The organism is Sphingobium sp. 15-1, from assembly GCF_013375535.1.
GTDB classification, from domain to species: domain Bacteria; phylum Pseudomonadota; class Alphaproteobacteria; order Sphingomonadales; family Sphingomonadaceae; genus Sphingobium; species Sphingobium aromaticivastans.
The window spans coordinates 1,220,395-1,237,893 of sequence record NZ_JABXJG010000002.1; the positions used below are offsets into that span (position 1 = coordinate 1,220,395).

Annotated in this window: 16 protein-coding genes; 11 read left to right on the plus strand and 5 right to left on the minus strand. The window is 62.6% G+C overall.

What is annotated here, in order from left to right:
• Positions 1-172: 172 nt before the first annotated feature.
• The 3 genes from HUK72_RS21580 to HUK72_RS21590 are packed head-to-tail and all read left to right on the plus strand — an operon-like array spanning position 173 to position 3,544.
• Entirely contained in the window at positions 173-925 is a 753-nt protein-coding gene (locus HUK72_RS21580; protein ID WP_218036199.1) for an SDR family oxidoreductase, read from the plus strand.
• Positions 922-2,532 (plus strand): AMP-binding protein, encoded by a 1,611-nt coding sequence (locus tag HUK72_RS21585; protein WP_176598620.1) that lies wholly within the window; start codon positions 922-924, stop codon positions 2,530-2,532. Before HUK72_RS21580 ends, HUK72_RS21585 begins: the two co-directional genes overlap by 4 nt.
• Positions 2,525-3,544, plus strand: a complete 1,020-nt coding sequence (locus tag HUK72_RS21590; protein ID WP_176590527.1) for an aromatic ring-hydroxylating dioxygenase subunit alpha — start codon at positions 2,525-2,527, stop codon at positions 3,542-3,544. The genes HUK72_RS21585 and HUK72_RS21590 overlap by 8 nt, the downstream gene beginning before the upstream one ends.
• Positions 3,545-3,620: 76 nt before the next feature.
• On the opposite strand, the gene HUK72_RS21595 is transcribed toward HUK72_RS21590, so the two are convergent.
• The 3 genes from HUK72_RS21595 to HUK72_RS21605 form a co-directional block, all read right to left on the minus strand.
• Positions 3,621-4,034, minus strand: a complete 414-nt coding sequence (locus HUK72_RS21595) for an ester cyclase (RefSeq protein ID WP_176598621.1) — start codon at positions 4,032-4,034, stop codon at positions 3,621-3,623.
• A 35-nt stretch (positions 4,035-4,069) separates the two neighbouring features.
• Positions 4,070-5,578: an aldehyde dehydrogenase gene (locus HUK72_RS21600; RefSeq protein ID WP_255325903.1), complete on the minus strand. Its 1,509-nt coding sequence runs from the start codon at positions 5,576-5,578 to the stop codon at positions 4,070-4,072.
• A gap of 63 nt (positions 5,579-5,641) precedes the next feature.
• Complete coding sequence (locus HUK72_RS21605) at positions 5,642-7,837, minus strand: CoA transferase (protein WP_176598622.1); 2,196 nt, start codon at positions 7,835-7,837, stop codon at positions 5,642-5,644.
• 255 nt (positions 7,838-8,092) lie between these two features.
• Here HUK72_RS21605 and HUK72_RS21610 point away from each other — a divergent pair, with 255 nt between their 5' ends.
• The 8 genes from HUK72_RS21610 (at position 8,093) to HUK72_RS21645 (ending at position 14,221) form a co-directional block, all read left to right on the plus strand.
• A complete protein-coding gene (locus HUK72_RS21610) occupies positions 8,093-9,196 on the plus strand; it encodes an amidohydrolase family protein (protein WP_176598623.1) in 1,104 nt (367 codons plus the stop codon).
• On the plus strand, positions 9,189-10,184 hold the full coding sequence (locus HUK72_RS21615) for an extradiol ring-cleavage dioxygenase (RefSeq protein ID WP_176598624.1): 996 nt from the start codon (positions 9,189-9,191) through the stop codon (positions 10,182-10,184). The genes HUK72_RS21610 and HUK72_RS21615 overlap by 8 nt, the downstream gene beginning before the upstream one ends.
• Before the next feature lie 33 nt (positions 10,185-10,217).
• Positions 10,218-10,850, plus strand: coding sequence for an RraA family protein (locus tag HUK72_RS21620; RefSeq protein ID WP_176590532.1), 633 nt, complete (start codon positions 10,218-10,220; stop codon positions 10,848-10,850).
• Positions 10,847-11,230, plus strand: coding sequence for a RidA family protein (locus tag HUK72_RS21625; RefSeq protein ID WP_176598625.1), 384 nt, complete (start codon positions 10,847-10,849; stop codon positions 11,228-11,230). Before HUK72_RS21620 ends, HUK72_RS21625 begins: the two co-directional genes overlap by 4 nt.
• Positions 11,231-11,279: 49 nt before the next feature.
• On the plus strand, positions 11,280-11,597 hold the full coding sequence (locus HUK72_RS21630) for a 2Fe-2S iron-sulfur cluster-binding protein (protein ID WP_176590534.1): 318 nt from the start codon (positions 11,280-11,282) through the stop codon (positions 11,595-11,597).
• Between the two features lie 10 nt (positions 11,598-11,607).
• Positions 11,608-12,276 carry an RraA family protein gene (locus tag HUK72_RS21635; RefSeq protein ID WP_176590535.1) on the plus strand — a complete coding sequence of 223 codons (669 nt, stop codon included), beginning with the start codon at positions 11,608-11,610 and terminating at the stop codon, positions 12,274-12,276.
• Positions 12,277-12,281: 5 nt separating this feature from the next.
• Positions 12,282-12,932, plus strand: a complete 651-nt coding sequence (locus tag HUK72_RS21640; RefSeq protein WP_176598626.1) for an RraA family protein — start codon at positions 12,282-12,284, stop codon at positions 12,930-12,932.
• Positions 12,933-13,003: 71 nt separating this feature from the next.
• A complete protein-coding gene (locus HUK72_RS21645) occupies positions 13,004-14,221 on the plus strand; it encodes an acyl-CoA dehydrogenase family protein (protein ID WP_176590537.1) in 1,218 nt (405 codons plus the stop codon).
• Positions 14,222-14,308: 87 nt separating this feature from the next.
• Here HUK72_RS21645 and HUK72_RS21650 read toward each other — a convergent pair whose 3' ends face one another.
• Positions 14,309-15,913, minus strand: coding sequence for a GMC family oxidoreductase (locus tag HUK72_RS21650; RefSeq protein ID WP_176590538.1), 1,605 nt, complete (start codon positions 15,911-15,913; stop codon positions 14,309-14,311).
• 78 nt (positions 15,914-15,991) lie between these two features.
• Positions 15,992-17,470, minus strand: a complete 1,479-nt coding sequence (locus tag HUK72_RS21655) for an aldehyde dehydrogenase (protein ID WP_176598627.1) — start codon at positions 17,468-17,470, stop codon at positions 15,992-15,994.
• Positions 17,471-17,499 lie beyond the last annotated feature (29 nt).

Consider the following 17,499-nt stretch of genomic DNA (forward strand, 5'->3'; position numbering starts at 1 on the left):
TTGCGCATTTGCTGTGTCCGGGTGGAAACTATTTCGGTGCATCCTGGCCCGCAATCCGGCCACCTGCCACGCATGCGTGAACAGCCATTTCGATCAAGCGTGCCGCGCTGAGAGAGGCCAATTTATCGCTAGTTGCGATTGGAGAGTTCCGTTGGGTAGATTGTCGGGAAAGGTGGCCGTGATAACCGGCGGGGCCAAGGGGCTGGGCGCCGCCGATGCGCGTCTGTTCGTGGCCGAGGGCGCATTTGTCGTCATCGCCGATACGGACGCGCAAGCCGGTGAGGCGCTGGTCGGGTCTCTTGGCGATATGTCGCAATTCCTTCGCACCGACGTCAGTATCGAGGCTGACGTGGCGCAGCTGGTCGATGGCGTGATGGCGCGCCATGGCCAACTGGACGTCTTCGTCAACAATGCGGGAATATCGATCCCTAGCACGCCCGCCAGCATTCTTGAGCCGGATTATCGAGCGGTCATGGCCGCGAGTATCGACGCGACCGTGTTCGGCTGCAAGCATGCCCTGCGCGTGATGCGGAGCGGCGCCATCGTCAACATGTCCTCGATAGCGTCGATCCAGGGCGTGCCCTATTCCGCCGCCTATTCCGCCGCCAAGGGAGCAATAGAGGCCTATACCCGCAGCGTTGCGGTCTATTGCAAGGTCAATTCGATACCCGTGCGCTGCAACTCGGTGCATCCCAGCGCATTTGACACGCCGATGTTCCAGGAAAGTCTGGATACGATGGGCAGGACGCTTGAACCGGAAGCGGCGGCGCAGTTCCGGGCGCGGGCGGCGAAAGGCGCCGGCGATCCCCGCGATGTGGCCAATCTGGTTCTGTTCCTGGCGTGCGATGAGTCCCGCTATGTCAACGGGCAACGGTTTGTGATCGACAATGGCGGCATTGTAACGCCGCTGGGAGTGGGCGGATGACGCAGGCCGGCAAAACTGACCGGGCCGACAATCTGGCGGCGCGGTCCGACGGAGCGACGATGGGGTGCCTGATCTGTACGTCCATCGCCCGACATGGCCCCCGCGTGGCGCTGGTCGATGACAGGGTCAGCTGGACATATGACGATCTGGGCCGGCAGATCGGCAAGGCCATGACCGTCTTGCGATCCAACGGACTGGAAAGGGGGCAGGGCATAGCCATACTCTCGGCGAACCGCTGCGAACTGGTGGCGGTCGAATATGCGGCGATGTTGCTGGGTCTCAGCTACACCGCGCTCCATCCGATGGCGGCGCAGGACACGCATGAATTCATTCTGGCGGACTCCGGCGTCAGCATGCTGCTGGTTGATGGGGGCGTACTGAAATGGCCGCTCCATGGGTTGCGGGAGCGCATCCCCTCGCTCCGCAGGATTTTCGCCCTAGGCGCGGTTGACGGCGCGGAGGATTTTGTCGAGGCCATGGCCGCCGCCACGGTCGCGCCCCTGCGTGACGAGGCGCAGGCGGAAGATGTCGTCCGCCTGTTCTACACCGGCGGCACCACGGGAAAACCCAAGGGCGTCATGTGGCCCCATCGCGTCATGCTGGCGGTGACGGTGCTTCAGGGCATCGATTGGGAATTGCCTCCGCAACCCCATTTCCTGGCCGTGACGCCTGTCAGCCATGCGAGTGGGGCCGTCATCCCGACGGTATTGAGCCGTGGCGGATCGGTGCGCCTGACCAAAGGGTTCGGGGTCGAAAGCTTCTGCGCGCTTATAAGCGACGAAGGTATCGACTGCACCTTCCTGGTGCCGACGATGATCTATGTCCTGCTCGATCATCTGGCGCGGACGGGCGAGCGGCTGGAGGGGCTGGGCACGATCATGTATGGTGCCGCACCCATGTCGCCTGACCGCCTCCGGGAGGGTATCGAACGGCTGGGGCCGATCTTTTGCCAGCTTTACGGCCAGACGGAAGCGCCGATGTGCATCACTACCCTGCGCAAGGGCGACCATGACCCGGACAATGCAAGAATACTCGCATCATGCGGTTATCCTACCCCGCTTGTCCGTATCGCCTTGCTGGACGAGGAAGGCAGGCCGGTTGAACCGGGGCGTCCGGGTGAACTGTGCGTGCGGGGGCCGCTTGTCTCGAACGGTTACTGGAACCGGCCCGATGCCAATGAGAAAAGCTTTGCCGGCGGCTGGTTGCATACCGGCGATGTCGCGGTGCAGTCGCCAGAGGGCTATTACACCATCGTCGACCGGACGAGCGATCTCATCATCACGGGCGGGTTCAATGTCTATCCGAGCGAAGTGGAGGATGTGCTGAATGCGCATCCGGCTGTCGCCCTTTCCGCCGTGATAGGCGTTCCCGACCCCAAATGGGGTGAGGCGGTCACCGCGTTTCTGGTCGTGAAGCCCAGCACAAGCGTGGACATAGAGGAATTGCGCGCCGGGATTCGCAGTGCGCGCGGCGCCATTTGGGTGCCAAAGGAATTTCACGTCGTCGATGAAATTCCGCTGACCGCGATCGGCAAGATCGATCGCAAGGCGCTGGGCAGCCTGTTGCCCTGCAGCAAGGACGAGATGCGGGGAGCGAGCGGTGACTGAACCCGATGAATTGCGGAGCATGGACGCCAACCTCTATTGCGCTCCCGAAATTTTCGAGCGCGAGCGGTCGTCGATTTTCCGGCGCTGCTGGCAATTGATATGCCTGCGCGATGCGGTCGATGGGCCAGGGGCCTGCCTGCCTGTTACCGTCGCCGGGGCCGCCCTTATCCTGATCCGGGGCGATGATGGCGTCCTGCGCGCCTTTCGCAATGCTTGCCCGCATCGCGGCGCCCGGCTGGTGGAAGAAGCGCGCGATTGCGTCGACGCTCTGCAATGCCCCTATCATGGCTGGAAATTCGACACATGCGGAAACCTGACGGACATGCCCTGGTTCGGGCAACCATCCCCGCTGGACCCGGCGCTCTACCCGCTGCAGGAAGTGTCCGTCGCCGAATGGCGTGGGCTGATCTTTGCCGCCATCGATCCCGTCGAGCCGCTTGAGCGCCAATTGGGCGACTTGCCCGATTTGCTGGCGTCCGTTCCCCTGGAAAGCATGAAGACGCTGGGGCACAGCACATTCGCGGCGGACGTCAACTGGAAATGCTATTTCGACCAGTTCACGGAGAATTATCACGTTCCCATCGTCCATGCGCCGGACAAGAGTGTCGCAATCTGGAATTACACGGTGACGGCCGGGGAGAACACGGTCACCCTGGCGGCGCCCGGCGACGGCATGCATTTCGGCGGGCGGTGGGTCTGGATCTGGCCGAACTGCACATTCTCGACTTTTCCGGGCGGCGCCAAGCTCAGTCGCGTCGAGCCCACGGGCCCGATGTCCTTCGAAATCCACTACCAATATCTGTTCGAACCCACCGCTCCGCTGGACGAGGATGCAAGGCAACGGGTCATCCAGGCCACCGAGGCTATCTTTCGCGATGACGTGATGGCCTGCAAGCTCGTTCAGGGCAATTATGCCAGCGGCAATTTCCAGTCCGGTCCGCTACGACCCGATCTTGAAAACGGAACCGCCTATTTCCAATCCCGTGTCCTGAACGCATTGGGAATGGCGTGACGGTACGCAGGTGAAGTGCGGCAATTGCACGCTTGATCGTCACGGACAGTCAAGCGCTCCCTTCACCTCTCCATGATCAGATTTGCTGCCCCAGATCGCGCCGCAATGCGACTTCGTCCACATTGTGCCAGCTTTCGACGATCCGGCCGTCGCTGAAGCGGAAGAAGTCCACGGCGCTGATCCGGACGCTTCGGCCACTGGCCGATATGCCCAGATAATCGCCCCTGTGGATGCCGCTCGTGATCGATCGGCAAACGACCAAATCATCCTTGCCGAACAACAGTTCGATTTCGACCGTGGCATCGGGAAAGGCAGCACGAAAGGCGGCGAGCGTCGCCTTTGCCTGCGTGCCGCCGGTGACCGCGCCATGCAGATGCCGCCTGCATGCGGGCGACAGAATCCGGTCGAGGACCTCGGGCCGGTTTCCGCCCCATCCCTTGACCAGATATTCCCTCGTCAGCGCCTCATTGCGCGAGACTTCCTCATTCATGTCCGTTCATCCCGCGACAGCATGGCGCGAACAGTTCAGTCGAGCTTCACGAAGACCGACTTTGTCGACAGATAGGGATCAAGCCCCTCTCGTCCCAGTTCGCCGCCCCAGCCCGACTGCTTGTGCCCGGCTATGGGAAGGGACGTGTCGGTTACAAAGGCGCAGTTCGCCCAGACCACGCCGGCGTCGATCCGCTTCGCCATCTTGTGAATTTTTCCGGCATCCCGCGACCAGATCGCGGACGCCAGGCCATATTCGGTGCTATTGGCGATCCGGGCGATATCCTCGATGTCATCGAACGGTGATGCGCATAGTACGGGGCCGAAAATCTCTTCCCGGACCACCCGCGCATCCGGGTTCGGATTGGCCAGCACTGTCGGTTCGTAATAGAAACCGGCGCCGGAAACCGCCCTGCCGCCGGTCACGATTTCCGCGCCGTCGCCAGGCCCGGTTTCGACCAATGACCTCACCCGCTGCAATTGCTTGTCAGAGATGATCGGGCCGATCTGCGTATCGGATGCGAACTGATCGCCGATTTTCATGCTGCTGGCGATGGCCGCGACCCCCTCGACCACCTTGTCGAAGGATTTGCGTTGGACATAGAGGCGCGAACCGGCCACGCAGACTTGGCCGCTGCGCACGAAGATGCCGGTCGCCACGCCCTGTATGGCGGCATCGAGGTCGCAATCATCGAAGACCACGACCGGGGACTTGCCGCCCAGTTCGAGTGTGACCCGCTTCAGATTTCCGGCCGCTGCCTTGACGATTTCCTTGCCCACTATTGTCGATCCGGTGAAGGCGACCTTGGCAATGCCGGGATGGGCGGCGATGGCCGCGCCGGCTTCGATGCCGTAGCCGGTCACGACGTTCAGCACGCCTTCGGGCAGGCCCGCTTCCAGAGCAAGTTCGGCGAGGCGCAGGGAAGAAAAGGGCGTCTCCTCCGACGGTTTGAGGACGCAGGAGCAACCGGCCGCGAGCGCCGGAGCGATCTTGATCATGGCGATCGACATGGGGAAATTCCATGGCGTCACGAAACCGCACACGCCGATAGGCTGTTTCAGCGTGTACGCATGAAATTCGCCGGTTTGCGCGTTCGATATTTCACTCGTCACGCCGTGGATCTTGGTCGCCCAGCCTTCATAGTAGCGCAGGTAGGAGACGACTTCGCCGACCATGTGCAGCGCCATGCCGTACAGCATGCCGCTGTTCAGGGATTCGAGGAAGGCCAGTTCCTCGGCATGTTGCTCGACCAGATCGGCATAGCGCGACATGATCCGGGCCCGGTCAGCGGCACTGGTCCTGGCCCACGGGCCGTCCATGAATGCGCGCCGCGCGGCATCGACCGCCACGTCGACATCCTCCGCCGCACCGCGTGGGGCCGATCCGATCGTCTCGCCCGTGCCGGGGTCCCGGATCGACATCGTGGCACCAGACTGAGCAGGTGCCCGCCGTCCTCCGATCAGCATCAGGCGTTCGCCAATAGTCCGTTGATTGAAGTCGATCATGTTCACGGCTTGCACCATCCCTTTCCCGAAATTCTTCATTATCGAAGCCTCTACAGAAGCATTGCGGCCATGCCGTGCAGACGCGCGGCATGGAGGTCCATTCTATGTCCTTTCGCGCTCCGCCCGGCCTTCGGCCCCGATTTGCAGATCTTCCAGCAGATAGTCATTGGCTTCGCCCAGTACCGGGACATGGCCCGTCGCGCGGATGTCATGGCCCTCGATCACGAAGCCGTGGCCGATGCCGCGGACATGGCGCAGGGCGCCGCGATCCTCGGCATAGTTCAGCCCCATGCCGCGCCGCACTTCGCTGTCGATGATGGGGCGGCCCCGCGTGTCGACCGGGGCGACTGCCTCGATGCCCGCGCCTTTCAGCCTTGCCAGCAGGTCGCGGGTAGCGATGGAGGTGGTCGCCGCCTCGATCTTTTCGACAATGGCCTGTGACCAGTCGTTCGGCTCGCCGAGAGCGAACATCGTTGCCAGCGTCTGCCTTTCTTCAGCGGTTCGCGCCGACAGGGCCACCCAGCCGTCCTCGGTCCGATAGACATGTTCGTTCGCCGTATAGCCGCGGCGGTCCCGCATCAGCTCCACCGGGCCGACAAGCGATCCGTCGGGCGCAAACACGATGTCGGACATGATCATCCAGGGCGCGTTGAGCAGCGGCACCTCCATGGCGGCGCCGCGACCCGTTCTTTCCCTGAAGATCAGCGCGAAGAGAATGGCTATTTCGCCCAACAGGCCGCCGACGGTGTCGACCGGCATCGTGCGGGTCAGGGCGGGAAGGTTGCCGGCGCCGCCGGCACGCAGTTCAAGCCCGCTCAACGCCTGCATCATCGGATCAAATGCTGGCAGGCCGGACATGGGACCGGTGGAGCCGAAGCCGGAATTGAACAGCACGATCTTGCCCGGGTCGGCATCGAGAAGGGTTACGCCGTCTATGCCCATGCGTTCGGCCACGCCGACCTTGAAATTGCTGCACACGATATCGGCGCTTTCGATGAGGCGCTGGGCCATGACCCGGCCCTGATCGTCCTTCATGTCGATGGTGGCGGAACGCATGCCCCGGTTGGCCGCAGCGAAGAATTTGGCCGACCCGCGCATCGGATCGCCTTTGCCGTTCTCGACCTTGAACGTCTCGGCTCCCAGGTCCTTGAGATGCACGGTCGCCGTCGGTCCTGCGACATAGGCGCCGAAATTGACTGCGCGAACACCGGCGAGGGCCTTATCGCCCGTCCGTCCGTCGCTTTCCTCGCGGTCGCTTTTCGTGGCTGCGGGGTCGAACCGGATCAGCAGGCCGGGCTGACGGTATCCTCCGTCATATTCGCGGATGATCCCGTTATGTTGCACTTGGGGCAAACGCGTCGCCTGCTCATAGGGCAGCACCGGACCGGCCACGATCTTTTCACTGCCCAAGGCTGCCAGCAGGTCGCCGCTGTTCCACCTGGCGATATGGTCCGAGATGAGGGGTATGTCCCCGAAATACTGGTCGCCCGGCATGGACGGATCAGGCAGGCCGGGGTCCGAAGGATCGAGATCGGCTTCGATGCCCAGCAATTTGTAAAGGCGGTATTTGGCGCCCAGCGATCCCAGCACGACATGCACGAACTTGCCGTCGCTGCAACGCGCTATGATAGGGCGGGCGGAGCGTGGAATGTTGAAACTGAACCACAAGGGTTCCTCCTCCGCCCAGCTCCAAAGCGGCGCAAATGTCGTCAGGGCGCTTTCAAGGAGGCCGACCCTGACGGAGGCGATCTTTCCAGCGCGCTCGCGCATGAACAGCGCGGTGCCGATCGCGATCAGCGCCTGAAGGCATCCGCCAAGACCTGAGGCCGAATATCCCAGCACCGCCGGTTCTGCGAGCCCGGTTTCGTACATCATGCCGCTGATGGCCTGGATGAGCAGGTCCGACGACGGCGGTGCCGACCCCTTGTCGAGGAACAGCCCGTCATCGCTGAGGCCGGGTTGCAATTCGACCAGGATATAATTGCGGCTCTGGTCCGAAACCGGAATTTCGATCGGCTGGAAGCCGGCCAGTTGCTCGCCACCGGCCAGGACGATATCGGCTGACGCGAGCGCGGCGGTGATCCGTTCCGGCGTTGCCGTCGCGACTTCGGCCACGGCGCTGCGCCAGGCGCGATAGGCCGGGTAGATCTCGTAAAAGGGATCACCCTGCACGGGTTCCAGGCGAACGACCCGCGCGCCGCAGTCGGCCAGAAACTTGGCGGTCAATGCGGCGGCGTGCCCAAGACCCAAATCGACCACTTCGATCCCGTGAAGCGGCAGTTCCTGTGCGTGCTGCATATGTTCATCCTGTTGCCGACATCAGCGCATCTTCAGCTGAAAATGCAAGGGGCCAGCATAGATGCCCGCAGGATCGTGACTGTTCTCATATGGAAAGGACGAATTGACACTGCCGGGCGTCCGCCGGGCGCCTCGATCATCCGCTGGCGGCCTGCGGAACGCCCGCTCATCCATGTCAAGCAAGCCAAACCTGCCCTGAACGCCTACCCGATGTCCACGCGCAATTCGCCATCAGTCAGCCATGCAGGTATCCGAATGATCATTGATTCCCATGCCCATCTCGTGACTCCGCTTTCGCTTCTGGGGATCAGGGCGGGGCTTGAGGTGTCGGGCGGCCAGCACTCGCTGAAATGGTTGCAGGCCATGCTGCCGCAGGCCGACCTCGATGCCGCGCTTGAAAAGAACATCGCCACGATGGACGATGTCGGTACGGACATGCAGATCATTTCGCCGCGTCCGTTCACGCTCATGCATTCGCATCACCGTTTCGACGATGTGAACCTGTGGGTCCGGCTCCAGAACGACATCATCCACGCCAATGTGGAGAAGTATCCCAAGCGTTTTCGCGGCATGGCCGCATTGCCCCAGGTCAACGGACTGCCGATCGAGACGGTGTTTGAGGAACTGGATCGCTGCATCAACGAACTGGGCTTCGTCGGCATCCTCCTCAACCCGGACCCGAGCGAAGGCAAGGGTGATTCCCCGCATATCGGCCAGGAATATTGGTATCCGCTGTGGGAGAAGCTCGCGGAGATGGACGTGCCGGCGCTGATCCACAGCGCCGGATGCTGCGGCCGGGAAACCTATGACGAGCATTTCGCGACCGAGGAAAGCATGGCGATCACGAAGCTGTCGCATACCGACATCTTCGAACGGCATCCTGGCCTGAAGATCATCGTTTCGCACGGCGGCGGCGCTATTCCCTACCAGATCGGCCGCTGGCGTTCGCACTGGCTGATGACTCAGGCTTCCGAAAACCCGTCCATTGCGGCCTTCTTCAAGGATCTTCAGGCGGCGGCGAAGGCTGGAAAGCCGCTGCCGCAGGCGCCCGACGAACTGGTGACCTTCGATGATGTGCTTAAGAAATTCTATTTCGACACGGATGTCCACGATCCGGAATCGATGAAGCTGCTGTTCGGGAAGGTCGGGGTGGATCGATGCCTGTTCGGCACTGAACGGCCGGGCAGCGGCGGCGGAATCGACCTCAAGACGGGACGCCCCATGGACGATCTGAAATTCACGATCGACAATCTGGACACGCTGACCGCCGAGGACCGGCGCAAGCTCTATCAGGACAATGCGCTCAAGGTGTTTACGCGGATTCCGCAGGATATCGTGGAAGGGCGCCTCGATGGCTGAGATCATACTCGGCATATGCACATCGCATTCGCCGCTTCTGACCTTCGATGCCGGGACTTGGCGCGAGCGCGCCGAGGATGACAAGCGCAATCCGGAGCTGACGCTGTCCGATGGGCGTTCGGTCACCTATGACCAGCTCCTGCTGGAGCGCGGTCCCCGTTATGCGGCGGAGGCGGGCGTCGCCAGTCTGGAAGCTCAGGCGGCGAAGACCGGCCCCGCCCTCGACCGGCTGGCGGCGGAGGTCCGGGCGGCTCGGCCGGATGTGGTGCTCATCGTCGGAGATGATCAGGAGGAGTTGTACAAGGCCGGGAATACGCCCGCCCTCGCCATCTATTATGGTGACGAAGTGGTCATGAGGCCCCTTGGCGAGATTGTGAGCCAGCCGCCGTCCTGGATGGAACAGGCCATCGGCGGCTATGCCATGGAAACGACGAACCGCTTCCCCGGCGCACCGGATTTCGCCTTGCGACTGGTGGAAGGGCTGATGGATGCGGGTGTCGATCTGGGCGTCGCATCCTCTGTGAATGACCCCAGGAAAGCGGCATTCGGGCATGCCTTCGGCTTTGTGGCCCGCCGTTTGCTCGACGAAGGCAAAGTGCCCGTCGTTCCCATCCTGCTCAACACCTATTATCCGCCTAATGTCATCCGGCCAGGCCGCTGCTATCTTATCGGCGAACTGATGCGGCAGGTCGTGGAGGCGATGCCGGATTCGTTGCGCGTCGCCGTGGTCGCGTCGGGTGGACTGAGCCATTTCGTCACGGACGAGGCGCTTGATCTGCAAGTGCTGGAGGCGCTCAAGCAGCATGATCGCGATGCGCTCGGTGCGGTGCCGATGGAGGCCCTGCGCGCGGGCTCGTCCGAGATTTTGTGCTGGATCATGGCAGGTGGGGCGTTCAGCCACCTTCGCTACAGCTGGTCGGAATATATGCCGGTGTACAGGACCGAAGCGGGCACCGGCATAGGGCTGGGTTTCGGAGTCTGGAAATGAGGCGCGGCGTTTGCATGGCCGAGGAGGCTGATCGTGGCTTTTGACTTTGAGTCCGCAGCCGGCCTTTCGAGCGCCACGGTGCATGAAGCGAGCGGCAAGATCGGCGCCTTGCCCTCGATCATCAAGCCGGTGGCGCCTGGTCTGAAACTCTGCGGCCCGGCTTACCCGGTCCAGTCGCCGCCGGGTGACAATCTGTTTCTCCACCATGCCATTTATGCAGCGCCCGCTGGGGCGGTGCTGGTGATCGACTGCGGGGATGCGGCCGAATTCGGCCATTGGGGGGAAGTCATGGCGGTTGCCGCCCAGTCGGTCGGAATCCGGGGGCTGGTCATTCATGGCGGCGTTCGCGACGCCGCGAGGATGGCCGAAATAGGCTTTCCGGTCTTCGCGTCGAACATATGCATCCGGGGCACGGGCAAGGACCCGCTGGGCAAGGGCCAGATCGGCGGCGCGGTCGCTATCGGCGGCATCACCGTTGAGGCCGGAGACCTCGTCATTGCCGATGATGACGGCGTCATGATCGTGCCCGCCGACAGGGCGGAGGCGACCGTCGCAGAAAGCCGCGCCCGCGACGCGGCGGAGCAGGATTATTTCCGCAGGCTGCGCGCAGGCGAGACGACGCTGGCCATATACGGCCTACCGGGTATTTTGAAGGAAGAACAATGACCCGGCAAAGCATTGAAGTGGAAGGGCTGGGCCATCCCGGCTTTCCGATCCCGGCTGCATCGCGGGTCGGCAATATCGTGGCGTCGGGCGGCATTCGGGGCGTCGACCGCGAGACCGGCGTGATGCCGGCCGATGCCGCAGGTCAGGTGAAGCTGATGTTCACGAATGTCATGGCGGTGGCGCAGGCCGCTAGTGTTTCGGCTGAACGCATCGTCAAGATGACATTCTGGGTAACCAGCCGTGAATGCACCCTGCATATCAACGAGCTGTGGCTTGCCCATTTCCCCGATCCCGCTTCCCGGCCTGCTCGGCACGTCATGACATATGACTTGCCTGGAGGGATGCTGGCGCAATGCGACTTTCTTGCCGTGGCGGAATGACATCCGGGACTTGGCCCGTGCCTGGCTTTGCTGAGACCAGAAGGTAAATTTGATGAGATTGAACATTACCTCTCGCAGTGGAGAGACGAAGGCGATCGAGGCCGAGGAAGGCGTTACGCTGATGGAGGCCATTCGCAACTCCGGCTTCGACGAGATGCTGGCGCTGTGTGGCGGATGCTGCTCATGCTCCACCTGCCAAGTCTATGTCGACGATGCGCAGATTTTATTGCTGGAGCCGATGAAGGGAGATGAGGACGATCTGCTCGACAGTTCCGCGCACCGGCAATCCAGTTCGCGCCTGGCCTGCCAGATCGTGCTGAATGCGGACCTGGCCGGTCTCCACGCCATTATCGCTCCCGAGGATTGAGGATATTCCCATGGCTGAAGATTCCCGTGCCGATCATCTGGAACGTCTGGCAAGGCTGGATTGCTGCGCCGTATCCGACGCCCTCGACGCCCTCGGCATTTCCGGACTGACGCAGGGGCTCCGCGCCTTCAGTGCGCCCGGGAAGGTGACGGGCAGGGTCATCACCGTGCAACTCGGCGAGGATGATGGCAGGGCCACCAAACGGCATCTGGGGACATCGGCGGTCGATGCCTCCGGACCCGATGATGTGATTGTCGTCGCACATGGCGGTCGTCTCGATGTCGCGGGCTGGGGGGGAATATTGTCTCTCGGCGCGAAGCGTCAGGGCGCGCGGGGCGTGGTGATCAATGGCGCGTGCCGTGACATTGACGAGGCGAGGGAGATGGGCCTGCCCATCTATGCGCTCGGAACGACCGCAAGAACCGCGCGGGGGCGGGTGATCGAACATGACTGGAATGTGCCGGTCGCCATTGCCGACGTGACGGTTTCGCCCGCCGATCTGGTCATCGCCGATGGCAGCGGCGTCGCCTTCATCCCCTCCGACCGGATCGAGGAGGTGCTGGAAAAGGCCGAGACGATCGTCCGCAAGGAGCAACTCATGGCCGATGCGGTGCGATCCGGAAAACCGCTCGTCGAGGTGATGGGCGCCAATTATGAAACAATGTTGAAGAAGGATTGAAGCACGTGGGTTCCTCTGTCGCACACCGCCTGGGATCGCTCAGCTGCACGGATTTGAGCGATGCTATGGACCGCCTTGGCATAGCCTGCCAATGCGCGGGGATCATGCCGCTCGATCGCAGCTTCAGCCTGGTGGGTCAGGCGTGGACATTGCGTTACGCCCCCATCGGCCATGAAGGCGGCACCGTCGGCGATTTCATCGACGATATCGAGGAAGGCTCGGTCGTCGTGATCGACAATGGAGGCCGGACCGATGTCACGGTCTGGGGCGACCTGTTGACGGCGACGGCGTCGCGCCGCAAGATTTCCGGCACGGTGATCGATGGCATTTGCCGCGACGTGGATCGCGCCTTGGCTCTTGGCTATCCCCTGTTCGCGCGCGGCAACTGGATGCGCACGGGCAAGGATCGCGTCCGGCTGGAAGCGACGCAGGAACCTGTCCAGATCGGCGGCATCCGTGTCCGCCCCGGCGACTGGTTGCGGGGCGATGGCGACGGGATCGTGGTCGTGCCCCAGGTTTCGCTAGAGGCCGTGCTGGAAGTGGCGAGCGAAATCCACGAGGCTGAGGAAGCGATCCGGGCCGCGGTGGAAAATGGCGCGGATCTTCGCGAAGCGAGGGCGCAATATAATTATCATGCGTTGCAGACGCGGCGCTGAAAATCGCCCGTCGTCACGGTACGCCGGCCTGACGATCTTTCTGGACGGCCTGCTGCAAGGGAGCGAATATTATGGCTGATCGTGCGGGAGATCAGTTGCGCGCGGACTTTTTCCTGCCCGATGAGGTCAAGGCAGTGCGCGGGGAAGTCCGGCAACTTTGCGAGCAGCTGTTGGGCCCCATTGCGCATGATCTGAACGGAGCGGTAGAGAGCCGCACCAACTTCCCCCGCGCGGTCCTCCAAACGTTCGCGAAGGCAGGTATATTGGGCATTCCCTTTGCGCGCGATGTGGGCGGACGCGGACTTGAGCACCCGACCTTGTCCCTGCTCGTCGCCATTGAGGAAGTGGCCTATTTCTCCTCCGGTATCGCTTCCGCCTTGCTGGATGCGCCGCTCATTCTGGTCGGACAGACGCTGGATCGCGCCAGCCCGGCTTTGCGGCAGCAATATCTGCCGCGCATGATCCGCGGCGAGATCGTGTGCAGCTTCGCCACGAGCGAACCCGCCGCGTCCACCGACCTGTCGCCCGGCGCCATGCAGACGGTGGCCCGCAAGGTCGATGGCGGATGGCGGATTAGCGGGACGAAGCGCTGGATAACCAATGCCGTCGCCGCCGACTACATGCTCGTGCTCGCCAGGACGGGGGACAAGTCTCAATCCCTGTTCCTGCTCGACATGCATGACAATGCCGTGTCGGTCGCCGATCCCGACCAGAAGATGGGCAATCGCCCCCAACTGACCTCGGACGTCAGGTTCGATGGCAGCTTCGTGGCGGATGACCATGTGGTCGGCGAGGTCGGTGGCGGCCTGCGCGCCGCCCTGGGCGCATTGATGCTCGGTAGAATGGGCATCGGCGCGGTGGGGATAGGCATGGCGCAAGCCGCGTTCGATATCGCGTCCGACCATATGCGGACGCGAGAGGTTTTCGGACAGAAGCTGGGTGGCTTCCAGCATTGGCAAATGACCTTTGCCGATCACGCCATTGCCATCGAGCAGGCGCGTTCACTCTATGAAAAGGCCGGCGCGATGTTCGACGCCGGAGAAAATGTCGAGATGCTGGCCGCGATGGCAAAGGTTGCCGGATCGCGTCTGGCCGTCGATGTCGTGCGTGATGCGATTCAGGTCAGCGGAGCCTATGGCTTCGTTCGGACCATGGGCGGCACCGGGGAAGAAAAACAGCTCGAGGCGATCTATCGCGACGCCAAGATCGGCGAAATCTACGAAGGCGCCAACGAGATTCAGAAATGGATCATCGCGCGGCGGTTCCTGGGCAGGCAGATCACCGGTTGAGGGGGAGGGCTGGCGCGGTCTTGCAATGCGCTCCCGGGGCGCATCGGCTTGGCCGCGCCAGCCTTTTTGGCATTCGACGGATTTCCGTCATTTCCGGTCGGAAGAGCTTTCATCCTTCGCTATGATATCGGCGGCTTTTTCGCCGATCATCATGCTGGCCGCGTTGGTGTTCCCGCTGACCATCGACGGAAATATCGATGCGTCGGCGACGCGCAGGTTCGCAATGCCATTGACGCGGAGCCGGGGGTCCACGACCGCATCGTCACCGCCCATGCGGCAGGTTCCCGCCGGATGATAGATGATGTTGGAATTGGCACGCAGAAACGCGCGCAGTTCGTCGTCTGTCTGTCCTTCGGCGGCGCTGTCCGATCCTGTAACGACGTCCTTGAACGAAGGCGTCGAGAATAGCCGTTCCGCCAAGCGCGTGCCGCGGAGCAGGGTTTCGAGGTCGGCGGGATCATCGAACATTTTCGGAAAAATGGCGGGCGCATCGAAAGGATCGGCAGAGCGTAGTTCGATATGGCCGCGGCTTTCGGGACGGCTGACATTGACGCACATCATAACGCCATCCGTGTCCGCAAGCCGCACCTTGCCGCCGGCAAATGTATAGGCGCTGCTGCTGAAGGTGATCTGTACGTCCGGATAGGGCGATGACGACAATGTCCGGGCGAACGCGAGTCCCTGGGAAGCGATGGCGGTGGCCGGGCCGGACCGGAATGCCATCCAGCGGGCGGCGTTCCAAAGCCGGCGAAGCCCCTTTCCTTCGCGGTTGAGGGAGCGCATGGTGACGTTGCGCGCGATGACGCAGGCCGGATGATCTATCAGGTTCATGCCGACATTGTGATTGTCATGGACAATCGGGATGCCATGCCGGGCAAGCGAGGCGGACGGGCCGATCCCCGAGAGCATGAGAAGGTGAGGGGAGCCGATAGCGCCGCAAGCTAAAACGACCTCGCGATTGCAATAGAGCCGATGGCGCGATCCGCCGGTCTGATATTCGACCCCGATCGCCTTTTTCCCGTCGAAGAGGATGCGTGTTGCCTGCGCTCGCTTCATCAGGCGCAGATTGCTGCGCCTGAGCGCGGGCCTCAAATAGGCGCGGGCCGCGCCGTCCCGGCGGCCGCGACGGACATTGGCCTGACAGGGGCCGACGCCTTCCTGACTGGCGCCGTTATAGTCCGGGGTCCTCATGATCTGGATGCTTTCGCACGCGTCGATGAACCGCTGGGTGGCTTCGGGAATGCGCCATGCTTCCACAATGTTCACCGGCCCGTCACGTCCTCTGGTCGCGTCGTCGCCCAACAGGGTTCGTTCCCCACGCTTGAAGAAGGGAAGAACGTCGCGATAGGACCAGCCTTGCGCGCCTGCCTTTTCCCAATCGTCGAAGTCCGCCTGCTGCCCGCGCACGAACACCATGCCGTTGATGGAGGTGCTGCCGCCGACCACCTTCCCTCTTGGCCAATGTTCGGTTCTGTCGCAGCGCGTGGGGTCAGGTTCGGAATGAAATCCCCAGTCGAATTTCGGTGTGGCAAGCGCATACATGACTGCGCCCGGCACGCTGATCCAGGGATGATGTTCCGCGCCGCCTGCCTCCAGCAGGACAACCTGCCGACGTGAATCCTCGCTCAGCCGAGCGGCGATCACGCATCCCGCCGCCCCGGCGCCGACGACAATATAGTCGGGTCTGTCCATGCACGCTCCATTTGCGAAGATTGTCCAATGACTTTCCGGGGTGGAAATCCTTGGATTCCCATCCCGGCACTCGCCCGGTCAGCCGAGTGAAGCGACGACGGACTTTGTTTCCAGATAGGCGTCGAGCCCCTCGCGGCCCAGTTCGCGACCCCAGCCCGATTGCTTGTAGCCGCCGGCGGGCAGGGACGGGTCGGAAACCATGGCGCAATTCAGCCAGACAAGGCCCGCCTCCAGCCTTTCCGCCGTCAGATGCGCCTTGGCGATGTCCCGTGTCCATACATAGCCGGCGAGGCCATATTGGCTCTGATTTGCATCGTGCAGCACATCGTCCAGTTCGTCGAAGGGAGACGCGACCAATACCGGTCCGAAAACCTCCTCCTTCAACAGGCGCGCTTCGTTGGGCAGATGCGTGACGATGGTGGGATCGACAAAATATCCGCCATTTTCGGAGGCATTGCCGCCCAGCACGACGTTGCCGCCCTGCGTCTTGCCGCTGGCGATCAGGTCGGCAACGCGCTCCTGCTGCCGCAGGGAAATGAGCGGCCCGATGTTTGCGTCGGGATCGAATGCCGACCCGACGCGCATCCCGGAGGCCGCTTCGGCAATCGCGCCCACGACGCGGTCGAAGGATTTGCGTTGGACATAAAGGCGCGAACCGGCCACGCAGACCTGGCCGGAACGCTGGAAAATGCCGGCGGCAATGCCAGCCGCGGATGCATCCAGATCGGCATCGTCCAAAACGATGACCGGGGACTTGCCGCCCAGCTCGAGCGTGACCTTCTTGAGGTTTCCGGCCGCCGCCCGTACAATCGCCTTGCCGACCGCGGTCGATCCGGTGAAGGCGACCTTCGCGACCTGATCATGCGCGGCGATGGCGGCGCCGACGGTTTCGCCATAGCCCGTCACGACGTTCAGAACGCCCGGCGGCAGACCGGCTTCTTCCAGGATCTCGGCAAGCCTCAGCGCGGTGAAGGGGGTTTCTTCCGAAGGTTTCAACACGCATGAACAGCCCACGGCCAATGCCGCGGCCAATTTGGTCGACGCCAGGGTCAGCGGGAAATTCCATGGTACGATCAATCCGCATACGCCGACGGGTTCCTTGAGCGTATAGGCGTGCAGGGGCATGCCGGGCAGCGATACGTTGGATGTGATCCCGTGGATCTTCGTCGCCCAACCCGCATAATAGCGAAAATATTCGGCCGATGCCGCCGGCATGTACCGCGCCATGCTGTGGAGCATGCCGCTGTTGAGCGCCTCGAGGCGGCCGATCTCGTCCGCATGGCTTTCGATCAGGTCGGCGGCGCGCCACAGGATTTTTGCGCGCTCGGCGGCGGGCATTTTCCGCCAGACCCCGGACTGGAAACTGCGCGATGCGGCCTGGACCGCGCTGTCGACATCGGCGGCGGAGCCATCTGGGGTCGTGCCGATGATCCGCCCGGTGCTGGGATCGTGAATGTCGATCGTCTTTCCCGACAGCGCCGGAACCGAGCGGCCGTTGATCCGCATGAGTTTGGCCCCGACATTCTGATCGATATCGTTTTCCAACTGTTGAGACATGACAATCTCCAATAAGTTATCGGTAATGC

What these genes read in the sequence shown, in the direction of transcription:
- HUK72_RS21585 (WP_176598620.1), top strand. Translation starts at nt 922, where the DNA reads ATGACGCAGGCCGGCAAAACTGACCGGGCCGACAATCTGGCGGCGCGG.
- HUK72_RS21595 (WP_176598621.1), bottom strand. Translation starts at nt 4,034, where the DNA reads ATGAATGAGGAAGTCTCGCGCAATGAGGCGCTGACGAGGGAATATCTG.
- HUK72_RS21600 (WP_255325903.1), bottom strand. Translation starts at nt 5,578, where the DNA reads ATGAAGAATTTCGGGAAAGGGATGGTGCAAGCCGTGAACATGATCGAC.
- HUK72_RS21605 (WP_176598622.1), bottom strand. Translation starts at nt 7,837, where the DNA reads ATGCAGCACGCACAGGAACTGCCGCTTCACGGGATCGAAGTGGTCGAT.
- HUK72_RS21610 (WP_176598623.1), top strand. Translation starts at nt 8,093, where the DNA reads ATGATCATTGATTCCCATGCCCATCTCGTGACTCCGCTTTCGCTTCTG.
- HUK72_RS21615 (WP_176598624.1), top strand. Translation starts at nt 9,189, where the DNA reads ATGGCTGAGATCATACTCGGCATATGCACATCGCATTCGCCGCTTCTG.
- HUK72_RS21625 (WP_176598625.1), top strand. Translation starts at nt 10,847, where the DNA reads ATGACCCGGCAAAGCATTGAAGTGGAAGGGCTGGGCCATCCCGGCTTT.
- HUK72_RS21635 (WP_176590535.1), top strand. Translation starts at nt 11,608, where the DNA reads ATGGCTGAAGATTCCCGTGCCGATCATCTGGAACGTCTGGCAAGGCTG.
- HUK72_RS21645 (WP_176590537.1), top strand. Translation starts at nt 13,004, where the DNA reads ATGGCTGATCGTGCGGGAGATCAGTTGCGCGCGGACTTTTTCCTGCCC.
- HUK72_RS21650 (WP_176590538.1), bottom strand. Translation starts at nt 15,913, where the DNA reads ATGGACAGACCCGACTATATTGTCGTCGGCGCCGGGGCGGCGGGATGC.
- HUK72_RS21655 (WP_176598627.1), bottom strand. Translation starts at nt 17,470, where the DNA reads ATGTCTCAACAGTTGGAAAACGATATCGATCAGAATGTCGGGGCCAAA.